Origin of the sequence: Serinicoccus shuyuelongi (assembly GCF_045032955.1) — a bacterium.
GTDB lineage: Bacteria > Actinomycetota > Actinomycetes > Actinomycetales > Dermatophilaceae > Ornithinicoccus.
Window position 1 is genome coordinate 336,158 of sequence record NZ_JBJFZU010000003.1, and the last position, 12,344, is coordinate 348,501.

The window sequence follows — 12,344 nt, forward strand, 5'->3', positions numbered from 1 at the left end:
CGGGCCGATCTGGTGCAGACGGGCATCGTCGTGACATCAAGACATCTGCCGATGTCCAGATTGCCTCCGAGAGGGCTCCTGCCGGGCGTCATTCCGCCCAGATTGACGCGCCTGGAGCAACAAAGTGAATCGCTGTTCTAGAGCACGACCCCCGCTGCCAAGCTGACCCATCTGCAGCGGTCGGTTGACCGCGGCTAGCCTGCGCTGATGGACGAATCGTTGGTTATCTCCGCTGACCTGTACAAGTACTGGCACGTCGACTACCAGAACGGGTCCATCCGAATCGTTTGCCAGGACGGACAGATCCTCGACGACAAACTCGAATCTAGACACCAGCGGCAGGATTCCCAGGTAGCGACGGCCACGTTTGACTGGGAGAAGTGGTGGATCTGGTCGACCACGACCAGGAACGACCTCATCCTCACCGAAGGGTTCAACCCCGCTTCCCCTCCCCCGCTCAACGGCAGGCCGTCTGTCTACCTCGACCAGAACCGGTGGAGGACCGTTGCCGACGTTCTGCACGACCCGGCCCGTGTGAAAGATCCTGACGAGCTCCGCGCAGCTCAAGACCTCATCCGACTCGCCAACGACGGCGGCATCGTCCTGCCGCTATCAACGGGACACCTTCTCGAGACCGCTGGTTTGTACGGCGACCGACGCTACGAGGTGGGCGTAGCCATGGCTCATTTGGCTGGCGGGTGGCAAATCCGGAACCCGCTGGACCTGTGGCAGCACGAGGTCGAGCTGTCCATCCGACGGCACCTAGGCCTGATGGAGAACGCGCCCGTCCTGCACCCCATCGTGACCGAGCCCGGCGCCCTCTTCGGCAAGGACACCCCGTTGGGCATCACTGATGGGACCTCGGATTTGGACAAGTTCATGGCGATGCTGACCATGCCGAGCGTCATCCTCGATGTGCTCATCGAGCCGGAGCAGATGCCGAAGAACCCACTCACGAAGTGGGTCACCCACCACACCGCCATCACTGCGCAGATCCATGCGGAGCACCTGCCGAAAGAGCAGCGTCGTCGGCTCGCCAGGCGTCGCTACTGGAACGAGAACATCGGCTACTACACCGCGGCGTACCGGCGTCTGTCGAACGCCGCAGACTTCCCGACGTTCAGCGACGGCGAGTTGGCACGCCTGTTCGCTGAATCGCGCATGGTTGGCCTAGTGTCCGAGCTCTTCATCCGCCGGTTCATTGACCACATGAGCAAGTGGGGCCGCAACGACCTGCTCGACATGTTCCACCTGTCTACCGCCGCCGGGTACGCCAACTACGTGTGCGCTGAGACACACACCGGCACACAACTCCGAGACGCCCAGCGCGCGCTCAAACGTCCGCAGACGGTTTTTACGACGCTGAGCGAGCTGGTCACCGCAGTTCGCAGCGACGGGGCCCGAGCCCAATCCGAAAGAGCCAGTCCCGACTAGACCGTTGCACGGGTTCGGGCGCTCTGGTGCTCCACCAGCAACCAGCCCCTGGCTGACAGCGAGATCGCAGGTCGCAACCGTGTCGGTGGGGTGCGTCAGACTGTTCTTGTCGGTGGTGACAAACGAGCGAAGGTGGAAGGTTGGACGAGGCAGAGTTCGCCAGGCAGTTCGACCTGGGGCGCGAGAACGCACGCATCATGGGGCTCGCTGCGAACCACTGCCGGCATATGCGGTTCGTACAGTCCGGCGGCCGCGGGATGCTCGAGGAGATGTCCGGGCTTCCGTTGAACTCGCGGCGGGTGGAGTGCCCAGTCGCGATCGGGAACACATCCGGTATGCAGTTGGACCACGTTGCGTTCGGGTTCTACGGCGAGCACTGCGTAGGCTGCGACATGCGCGACCCGACTGGCCGCCTGCCGAACCTCGAGACTGCGGCTCAGGAACGTCAAGAGCAGGCCCAGGCCGAGGAAGCAGAGCGGGCTGAGGAGCTGCGAGTCCGGGGTCTTGCGCGAGCCGGGCGGGTGGAGCGCCGACGGAGTTTGCGGGCGACCGCGGACCCGGCCATCACCGGCATCCTGGACGACCTTGACGTTCTCGATCCGGATCCGGCCGTTGAAGCGGCTTCCGACGCGACTGCAGCGGCACGGCGCCGCCTGACGACTGTCGCTGGTCGTGCGGCGGACCGATTCGATCAGCGGATCATCGACGAACTGTTCGATGCGGTCGAGAGCGTCGGTCTAGCGGAACTGTTGGAACCGTTGCGGCACCTGACAGCGCGGCGCCCCGAGCTCGCCGGGCGCCTGGTGGCGGCTGCGTTGGAAGCGTTGCGGGGGTTCCCGTCACTGGAAGCAGGGCGCTGCCTGACCGACCACCCGGAACTCGTGGACGCGGCGAGGCTCGATCGTGCGGTTGTCTGGGCAGTCGTGGCATTGGCGGGGTCGAAGACACTCAGTGATCATCACTTCTCCGGACCGGTGCCGGTGGTGCAGGCGAATGACCCAGGACCGTTGCGGGTCGTCGCGGACCTGTGCCCGGACAAGCTCGTCGCACGGCTGGGCGGGATGCTGCCGCGGCCCACGGTGACGGGCATCATTGTGAGCCCAGCGCACCTGCCGCGACGCGTCTCCGACTTCGACCGGCGAGCCGCCGCTGGCGCGATTGAGCGTCTTGCGAGCACCCACCTCGAGCTGGCCGTCCACCTGTTGCCGAACCTGGCCGTCTCCCTCGGCGTTCCACCGGAGGACAGCTACGACCCGGGCACGGTCGGCACCGCGGAACGGGCACTCGCACGGATGTTCATTGCGGCACCCGTCCGGATCGCCCGACTGCTGGAGAATGCAGGCCGGCACGCGTCGAAAGAGACCCGGGACGGTCTCGTCGGTTCCGTGCGGTATGCCCTAGACATGGTCGACACCGAGCATGTCCATCGTCAGGCCCACGATCCGGTGACCACGCCCGAGGAAGCCAAAGCGGTTACCGACGCGGCGTTCGCGTTCGTCCTCGCCCGCACCGATGAATCGTGGGGCCACGAGGCGACGTTCTCGGCAGCCGAGTCCATTGAGCGGATGGGCCGCTGGCACGGCGACGTCCTAGCCACGCACCTGGACGCAACCCTGGGTGCCTTCGTCACGCTGACCCGGCACCGGCTCACCGACAAGCCGACTGTGCTCACCTCGACCGCACCACCGGACCCGCTTGCGGGAATGGAGGCGTGGTCGCGCAAGAACAGCCTGTACCAGTCGGCCCGACGCTTATCGAGCGCGGTCGAGTCCGCATCATCGACCGACCCGTTGGCCGTGTGCCAAACCATCACGGCGCTCATCACCAACGAGCGCGACAGCGACCTGGGGGCCGACGTCGTGTGCCCGCTCCTGGCCACGCTGGGCGAGGTTGGTCGCCGTTACGGAAACCAGCCCAGGGTGCTGCAGTCCATCCTGCCGACCTTGCACACCTACCTGGTCGATGCCGAAGCCGGCCCGCGGTCCGCAGCGCTGACGGCCTAGACCACCATCGGTGGAACCCACGCGCTCCCGTCAACAGTTGCCGGTCTGCTCCCAGCGCTGGTCTCGGACGCGTACGTCGTCATGATCGAAGCGGTCCTCGCGGCCGCGTGCCGGCTCCCGTGGCCGGACGAGGAGTCTCGACTGCGGTTGGCGATGCACGCTGCGACGGTGATGGAGAACATCAATGTCTCCGAGCACCTAGAGACGTTCCTGACTTCGATCTCAGCGCTTCGGCACCACGTGCCGGACCTCGACGCACTCGCCGCACTTGAGAAGAAGGCCCTGGCTCGTATCCCGGAGCTCGAGTGGCATCAGGCCACCAAGGTGACCGAGCAGCCGTGGCAGCCGGATGCACGGGTCACCTCCGAACTCGCGGCGTTGTGGCTGGCGCTCGCACCCAGGAACACCTACGGGCTCCGGCAGCGCGACGAGGCCGAGGTGGCGCTCAACGGCCTCCTCGACTGCGGCGCAGGCCTCCTCGGGCTGCCTGCGGCGGACATCATTAACGTCGGTGCGGGACATTCACCGGAGTCGCACTACGGGTCGATGGAGTACGCCGAGGTCCTCGCCCGAGCCGAACGTCGGACCGATGTCGTTGCGCTGCTTAAGGACGCGCTGACTCGTCTCCCGGACGAACCGTCCCGCAGCGCGCAACGTTCCCTCGTCTCGCTCGCGGCCGCGGTCGGGCGCCTCCACGTGACCCTGGAATTGGACGTGCCGGATGACGCGGAAGTGCGCGCCGCCGTAAATGAGGTCGGCGCTGCCATCGGCAATTGCCTGGGTTGCACCGAGGACCAACTGCGGTGGCTGCGGCCCTTCGCGAAGGCCGCCGCGGTGCGAGCGGCCATCATCTGCACCTTGCTCGACCTTCCGACCCCCACCGAGATCACCGTGGGCTTGACACACGCCCCCGTCGAAGAGGCCGCGGACCGGTCGACCGAACTAAGCGACCCGGCCGAGAGGTCCACGGCCCGCGCGCAGCGGCTGCGTGACCTCGTCGCTGACTTGGAACGTGGCGGCAAGTCGACCGGCACCGCAACCCATGACGGCCTCGTCATCACCGCACGCCTGCTCGACGCTGTCGCGCATTTCCTTGACGCCGAAGCCGCCGACCTGAACGCCGACATCACCCGGGCCACTGCGCACCGAACCGCAGCAGCACGCCGCGCCGCCGCCGCCATCGACCTGACCACCTACCGTGACGACGACCCGCTCCTCCCCCGCGTTCGAGATCTACGTGCCGTCCTCGCGGCAGATCCCGACCCGGCCGCACCCCTCGACCTGGGGACGGTTCTTACCGCAGCAGCCGGCCTCCCGGCGCCGTTGCTGTTCATCCGCTCACCCGAACGACAGCACAGTGTCCGGCCATGGACGCCGCTGGCCGAACCCGAGCCAGACAGTCTGACAGTCGCGGTCGCCCTGGTCTCGATCGACGACACGCTCCTCACCGGACCCGCCATCGTCGACCCCGCCCTCACCCACACCCTGACCCTGCAAGTACAGACCGACCCGTGGCCAGCGTGGGTAGAGCGCCTGGACGCCGAGCTCATCAGCACACTGAACGACACCGAGCTCCAGCGGCCCGCGCTCACCTGGCAGCGCCACCAGCACACCGGCGACCCGGACACCTACGAAGGAACTGGCAGCCTCCACGTGCGGTACGCCGTCCCCACCACCCAGCACGCACCCCCGGTACTCGTGCGCCTCACCTGGCGCGGCACCGACGAGCACGGAAACCCGAACGCCCAGCCGCTCGACATCGCCGGCCACCGTGAGTTCCGTGTCCGCCCCTACGATGCGGCCCGGGATGCCACCACCCAGTACGAGGTGTTCGACGAGCACCTCCTCAGCATCTACGAGAACCTCGCCGCTGCCGGCTACCCCCACAACCAGCTCCAGCCCTTCGCCCGGCTCCTCAACGCCATCTCCCGCGCGGGGCTGGCCATTACTTGGAACAAGAAGTACCGCCGCGGCCAGTACGTGAGAGAACTCCAGTTCCACGACGACCTGCACGCCGCCCTCCTTGCCGACCCGACCCTTGAGGGACGAGTCGAACGCGGCACCGCACTCGGCCACGGGTACCTCGACACCCGCCACGACGGCATCACCGCCGAGCTGAAGGTCGCCCGCGACCAGCCCGTGACACCTGAGTCCGCCACCAAGTACATCGGCCAGCCCACGCAGTACGCCGCCGCCGACGGCGCACGTCTCTCCATCCTCGTGGTCCTCGACATGAGCCGGAAGGTCCTGCCCATTGGCACCCCGGAGAACTACCTGTTCGTCCTCGGCCCTCAGCAGCACGGGATGGCCGACCCGCGCTCCCCCAGCGTCGTCGTGACCCTCGTCATCAACGACAACCTGCCAGTGCCCAGCAGCTGGTCGCGCCGCAAGACCCCGATCACCGGCAACCCCTGACCCGCCACGCACAGGCCAGTTGTCGGCACCGGGCAAAAACCGGGCCGTGGGCCGCGAGGTACGTCATTCCGCCGCGACCGGACGGAGTTCTGGGGTCGGCGTAGCGTCGTGGGCGTCGACAACTTCGTCGCGCCTCGTCGCGCTGGCGGCGGGCACCGACTGGGCCCGGATCCAGGTCGCCGCGGGAGGCGACCATGTCCACTACGGTGGCACTGCCGTTCAGGCCGTCCTCTATGGGCGCCGCACAGCTTGCGGCGGTCTCGTTCCCGGCCCGGTACTCCGGAGCGACTCACGCCCTGTGCCGGACACAACTGGGCCGCTGGTTCACCTGGTGTGAGACCAACGGGTTCGACCCACTAGTCGGGTACAACGAGCACACGTCGAGCTCTACATCCGCCACCTCGGGGACGCCGGCCTGATGGACTCCTCGGTCAACACGATGATGCACGCCGTCCGCGGATACTTCCGGTTCTCCCACATCGACGGCACCATCACAGCCGACCCGGCCGTGATGGTGACGGCCCCGAAAGTCCACTGGGACGAGTCCCGCACTCAGGGTCTGGACCGGCTGGAGTTGATCCGCTTCCTCCAGGTAGCCCAGTCGAGCACCGTTCACCACGGCGCGTTGGCCAACCTACTCGGGATCAACGCCCTCCGCGCCTCGGAGGCTGCAGCGGTGGGGATTGAGGACTACAGCGACGTACTGAGGGGCCACCGGGTGCTGCACCTGGTCGACAAGGGCAACAAGCCCGCCACGATGCCGCTGACCGTTCCCGTGCTGCGGGTCCAGGAAGCCTGCCGCGGTGAGCGCATCACCGGCCCGTTGTTGCTGCGCCCGCTATCGGGCGACCCATCGACCGGCGTGATGTCTGTCGGATGGTGCGACGCGTCGCGAAGGTCGCGCAGATCCCCCGGCACATCAGCCCCCACTCGCTACGGCACACCGCCATCACCAACGCCCTGGACGCCAGGCGTACCACTTCGCGACGCACCGATCCTCGCCCGGCACGCTGACCCCAGAACCACCGAGCACTACGACCGAGCCCGCGGCAACCTCGACCGCCACGGCGTCCACTTCCTCACCGCCTACATCGCTGGCGTCTAGGTACCCCGGCGATGGCGTCAGCGCCGCCCAGAATGGGCTATTCACCATTCTTCCGCGTCGGTGCAGCCCAAACGCATGGCCTCATCGATAAGTTCCGCGAACAGCGGCGAAGGCACCGCCGGCCGGAGACCGCCGACGATCTCGCGTAGGTAGTGGTCGAGTGCCCAAGGTGGATCAGTGGTCCCACGGAGAAGGTGAACCACGTAGCGCGCCCAGGTGGTGGGGTCGCAGGTCAGATCTTGGTGCTCGTGGCGAGAGCCGGTGAGGTGCATCAGGACCCGGTCGTCCTTCACTAGTCCGGCGTCGGTGCGTTCCAGGAGTTCGACCGCCTCCAGACGCTCGTGGGGCAGTCCCAGCACCCACAAAGCCATGGCAGAGGCTTCGGCTTTGTTCAGTGGTCGGGGTAGGGAGTCGATCCGCCGGGTCCAGTACTCCCTGATCCAGCGTGTCCACTGGGCTGAGGCGTCCTTCGGGTCCATCTTGCGCAGTTGTTGGCCGACTGACCGGATCCAAGCCAGTTTAAGGACGTTGGGCGCGTCGGTCGTGAGCGTCGACACCCAACCTGTCGGGTCGAGCGAGGACTTTAGGGCGATGGTGGCGAGTTGGCGCCCGAGTTGAGCGATCGCTTCATCATTGTCGAGGTCGTTCGCGCGGCGCATCGTCGCCAACATTGAGTCCAAGAGGCCGTCGGCGAGGATCTGGTCGTCGTACTGGCCGAACTGCACGAACGACCGCCAGATCCCGCGGACCTCGGAGGGATCAGTCGTGTCCCGGTCCCACGTGAACAGCGGAAAGAGTCGGGACGTCGCCCAGGCAGGGTCCGCCCCGTTGAAGAAGCGAAGTCTCGTTGTCAGCAGGACACGAGCCAGTAATCCGTTGCGGGACTGATCGTGGACCATCCGGTCGAGCTCGGCCTGGAGATCGTCGGGTATGCCCAGCCAGGTGTCGGTGTTGTCGCGCCAGTCGTAGGCAACCACATTCAACCAGAACTGGGCAAGGTTGCCTGCTGGATGATTGATTGCCTCTAGGTAGTGGTCCTCGCTGTCGACGACGTTGCCGCTGACCTCCGTTGTGGGCCAGAGGTGAGAGGCGAGACGGCGCGCCGGTATCAGCGTGTGCCATGCTGTCGGCTGGTCCGCGGTGCCGCCACGCGCGAACATGTTGGCGACCGCGGACCTCGCTGTATGCATCGGCCACGACCCGATAACTTTGAGTACATCCAGCGGCGTGACGCCGTGGCTCTGCAGTCGTTTCGTCTCGCCCGCTTCCACACCGTCCGCTTGCTCCGGTGTGCTTGACAAGCTAGCCGAACTCCAGGCACGAACGAGGGTGTCACGGACGTCGTTGTCATCCGGCGCCAGTAAGTCTGCAAGCCGTATGCCGTCGCCTGGGTAATGGGTCACGCATCCTCTTAGAGCGTTCAGGGTTCCAGTCCAGGTCGGGCCGGTGAACCGGAACGCGTCGGCCGTGGTGTAGGACCGGATGGCTGCGTACGCCTCGGCCGGGCTCGACGCGATGAGTTCATGAAGCTCGTCGCGGGTAAACGGTTCCGCGTTCTCCACGAACCCCGACGTCATAGTTACGTTCAGATCTGGATGCTCGCGAGGGGCAAACTCAGGATTCTCCTCCTGCAACTTGGTGAATTCTTCGGCAATCGCGCCGCTCTCCGGTAGAACCCTGTTGAGCCAGGCCAGCAGGTTGTAGGGGACGTAGGGCGAGTGTTCCGCGCTGTCCTGCGGCCCCGCCTTCGCGTGATCCAGCACGGCGGTCACCACGTTGTCCGAGGCAGATGCGAGGGAGTCCTCCAATAGCATGTAGACCTCGTGTTGGAGGTCGAGGTCGTAGAGCGAGTCCTCCTCGAGGATCCATCGCAGTTTGTCGTCGGGGGTCCGGTCTCCACGCAGGCGCCACGCGTGCACGGCGAGGCGGCGGAGCAGGGGCTCCTTCGCGCGAGCGAGCCGTTCGACCATCGCAGCAGTCTCTCGGGGCGAGGTGTGGAGCAGGTGTTCGAGGCTGTCGCGTGCGATATCGATCAGCACGTCGGCTGCGTCACGGAAGTCGTCCTGTGAATGGGGCTCGATTGCTGATCGTCCGAACGTAAGCCCGTCAAATCCGGGCTGGAGCGCCCCACCAAGCCGGTGGGCGTCCCGCAGTTGACGGACCGCCAGGTCGAGCAGTTCAGGCGCGTGCTGGGGAAGCAGGGGGATGAACACCTTCTTCCATGCTTCATCGAGCCAATGGTCGTCGCCGGCGAATACAACCTCGAACCGAGGCGCGTCGTCGGACGGCCCGACGTCCACACCAGGCCGGGGAAATGGCCGCGTGCGGTGCTCCAGCAGCATGAGCGCGAGCTCGGGGCGTTCCTGCCATGATGCTTTGCAGAGGAGCATGTCGAGCAGACTGCTGTGCTCGGCGGGAGAGCGATGCAGGACGAGGATGAGCCAGGGCACCTGCCAGTCCGGTACGCGTTGTTCTTGGGCGAACAGCCGGTGCGCCAGGGTGTCCCACATGCTGGGACTCCACGGACAGTTGCGAAGGAGGCGAAGGGCGGTAGGTGATTCTCTCTCGTCCATCGCGTAGTGGTCGACCACCCAGCGTGTCAGCGCTTGCGAGACCGTCCGGTCGTCATCGGAGCAAGCTGCCGGGTGGAACAGCCGGTTGAACTCGGGGCGGTTCGCAGCCCACAGCAACCAGTCGGACCCGCGAGCCCGTTCAGTGAAGTAGAGGACCCGTTCCGGGTGACCGAGAGCATCCTCGAGATACGAGACCTCCTCGGGAATGGTGGGTGGGCCATTGCTGACCAGTTCGGCGATTCGGCGACGATGAGCGAGTCGTCCCCATGCGGTGAGTTCGGCCCAACGCTCGAGCCCGTCGACAAGCGCCAAGTGGGACGGGCCGTCCACCGGGTACCTGACAGGTAGAAGCCCGAGTCGCCGCCACTCGCGGCTGTCGGCCTCATGCGTGAAGACGAATCGTCGTCCTTCGCGGCTAAGGGAGCGCGCCAGGTACTGCATGACGATGTCGCCATGGCTGTAACCGATGAAAGCTACGGAGAAAGCTGAGAACATGCGGTCAAGGAATCGCGCTGCATATGCCTCGCGCAGGTAGGCGTGGCCGAAGTCTTCGTCGGTAACCACCAGTTTGCGAGAGGGTTGGTCCAGTGCACCGTGCAGGTGGACGATGCCGGTGAAGTCGTCGCCGACCGGTAGCGCGGGCGCGCGATAGACGTCGACGTCCAGTCCCTTGCTGCGGCTGGCTCGTTCGAGGTGCAAGTCGTAGTTGGTGGTGACTACTCGGGGGTTGGGGTGTACCCAGGCCAGGTCGATAATGGCTTGATGGAGGCGGTTCGACTGGCTACCGGGCTTGTTGATCGCGCTCGCGACGAGTGCGTGAACTTCGATCTGGAGATCCGCGAGGTCGCCCAAGAACACATCGGGGCGATCCAGGTGACGATCCGTTGGCACCCTGTTGGCGCGCGTCCCAACGTCGCGCACCAGATTGGAGAAATCAGGAAGGCCTGACGGCTCGTCGAGGGATGCCCCGGCGCCAACGAAGAGCACGAGATTACCCTCCGTCGCTGCTTCGACCAGTTCGTCCGGCACCTCGACTTCGCGAAACCACATGCGGGCAATCTAGCGAGAAGACGAGGACCATGGACTGACCTTGGCCTGGATCCTCTCGGAACCGCAGTACGGCATTGTCAGACCGGATGCAGGGCGACCTGGCAGTCAGTTCGTCGTTGCACCGCAAAAGAGACGCTAGGTGATCGTTTCGTCTGCGTCAGCCGCCTCAGTCTCGGTGGTTCCGCGACCTGCCTCGGAGCCCTGCTGGCCTTCCGAGCCGTAGGCGGCACCTACGACGAGGCGCCTGAGGTCGGTCTTGGTTGAACCGCCATCTCGAACTGACTTTCCTCCTGCACCAGCGCTGGGTCGCCGGGCATGCACTCGCCCGCGCAAAAGTGCGACGCGAGCCGCGACAACGGACTGTCCGACGAGAAGGCACGAGCTGTCTCGATCCAAAGAAGCGCGTCGCTCGGCTGAACGTGCCTCCACGCGAGCAACACAGCCGTCCGTACGAACGCGGTCCTGCTCGGATGCGTGGTGTGTCATTTCGCCGCGTGTGCCTGGTATCCGCGGTCGCTTGGGGTGCAAGCACCGACCCCGCTGTGTCTGGTGGGGTGCCGCGTCGACGTAGGGCGGAATGGCTGGGGCGCGGGGGGCGTTGCGCTGGCATCCACCACCCAGCCTCGGAGGTTCTCGTGCAGGTCGGCGTCGACAGCTTCGTCTCCCGGGTCACCGACCCCTCCACCGGTCATGTCGTCGGCCCCGCGGAGAGGATGGCCCACCTCCTCGAGGAGATCGAGCTCGCCGACCGTTCCGGGCTTTACTCCTTCGGCATCGGCGAGCACCACCGGGAGGAGTACTACGACTCCGCACCGCCGGTGATCATCGCTGCAGCCGCCGCGCGTACGACGTCCATCCGACTCGGCAGCGCGGTGGCGGTGCTCAGCGCCGCGGACCCGGTGCGGGTGTTTCAGCAGTTCGCGACACTCGACCTAATCTCCGGAGGCCGAATCGACCTGGTGGTCGGCCGGGGCTCGTTCACCGAGTCATTCCCGCTCTTCGGTCTCGATCTGGCCGACTATGATTCGCTGTTCGCCGAAAAGCTCGACCTGCTCCTGCGGATCCGGGAGTCACCGCAGGTGACCTGGTCCGGGCAGCACCGCGCCCCGCTCACCGGTCAAGGCGTCTACCCGCGACCAGTGCAGGACCCGCTCCCGATCTGGATCGGGGTTGGTGGGACGCCCGAGTCGTTCGTGCGCGCCGGCCTGCTCGGCCTCCCACTGATGGTCGCGATCATCGGCGGCGAGCCGCGCCGCTTCGCCCCGCTCGTCGACCTCTATCGCCGGGCGGGCGCGCAGGCGGGTCACGCGCCCGAGAGCCTGCAGGTCGGCCTCCACGTGTTCGGCTATGTCGGCGAGAGCCGCCGCCATGCCGCCGACACGATCTATCCGGGCTGGCACGAGATGTTTACCTCGGCCTCCCGCGAGCGTGGCTTCGCGCCGCCGAATCGGGTGCAGTTCGACGCCACCAGCGGACCAGACGGTGCGTTCTTCCTTGGCGACCCAGATGAGATCGTCACCAAGCTCGGCCGCGTCGCGGACCAGCTCGGGGGCGTTGATCGAGTCTCGCTGCAGATGACCAACCCGCGCCTGGCCCACGACGACCTGCTCCGCGGCATCGAGTTGCTCGGCACTGAGGTCGCGCCGCGGGCCGTCGGCCTCTGACGACCCGGCCGAGCCCTACCCCGGGTGGCTGAACCCGCACACCACCTCGACGTCAGCAGTCATCCGATCTGGCGCACGCCACATCCGCAAGGCAAGGCAC

Annotated in this window: 6 protein-coding genes; 5 read left to right on the forward strand and 1 reads right to left on the reverse strand. The window is 66.2% G+C overall.

The genetic code is table 11. The features are described 5' to 3' along the window. The first annotated feature begins 207 nt into the window (after positions 1–207). The 4 genes from ACI3EY_RS05950 (at position 208) to ACI3EY_RS05965 (ending at position 6,957) form a co-directional block, all read left to right on the forward strand. Positions 208–1,434, forward strand: a complete 1,227-nt coding sequence (locus tag ACI3EY_RS05950; RefSeq protein WP_405039748.1) for a hypothetical protein — start codon at positions 208–210, stop codon at positions 1,432–1,434. A 140-nt stretch (positions 1,435–1,574) separates the two neighbouring features. Continuing rightward, positions 1,575–3,437, forward strand: a complete 1,863-nt coding sequence (locus ACI3EY_RS05955) for a hypothetical protein (protein WP_405039749.1) — start codon at positions 1,575–1,577, stop codon at positions 3,435–3,437. A gap of 168 nt (positions 3,438–3,605) precedes the next feature. After that, positions 3,606–5,852 (forward strand): hypothetical protein, encoded by a 2,247-nt coding sequence (locus ACI3EY_RS05960; protein WP_405039750.1) that lies wholly within the window; start codon positions 3,606–3,608, stop codon positions 5,850–5,852. Positions 5,853–6,270: 418 nt separating this feature from the next. After that, the gene (locus ACI3EY_RS05965; protein ID WP_405039751.1) at positions 6,271–6,957 is read left to right on the forward strand and encodes a hypothetical protein; all 687 of its coding nucleotides are present in this window, start codon (positions 6,271–6,273) and stop codon (positions 6,955–6,957) included. A 41-nt stretch (positions 6,958–6,998) separates the two neighbouring features. On the opposite strand, the gene ACI3EY_RS05970 is transcribed toward ACI3EY_RS05965, so the two are convergent. After that, positions 6,999–10,580: an SIR2 family protein gene (locus ACI3EY_RS05970; protein ID WP_405039752.1), complete on the reverse strand. Its 3,582-nt coding sequence runs from the start codon at positions 10,578–10,580 to the stop codon at positions 6,999–7,001. Between the two features lie 635 nt (positions 10,581–11,215). Here ACI3EY_RS05970 and ACI3EY_RS05975 point away from each other — a divergent pair. Beyond that, entirely contained in the window at positions 11,216–12,244 is a 1,029-nt protein-coding gene (locus tag ACI3EY_RS05975) for an LLM class flavin-dependent oxidoreductase (protein ID WP_405039753.1), read from the forward strand. Positions 12,245–12,344 lie beyond the last annotated feature (100 nt).

Coding starts and splice junctions, on each gene's coding strand:
- ACI3EY_RS05970 (WP_405039752.1), bottom strand. CDS start 10,580: ATGTGGTTTCGCGAAGTCGAGGTGCCGGACGAACTGGTCGAAGCAGCG.
- ACI3EY_RS05965 (WP_405039751.1), top strand. CDS start 6,271: ATGGACTCCTCGGTCAACACGATGATGCACGCCGTCCGCGGATACTTC.
- ACI3EY_RS05950 (WP_405039748.1), top strand. CDS start 208: ATGGACGAATCGTTGGTTATCTCCGCTGACCTGTACAAGTACTGGCAC.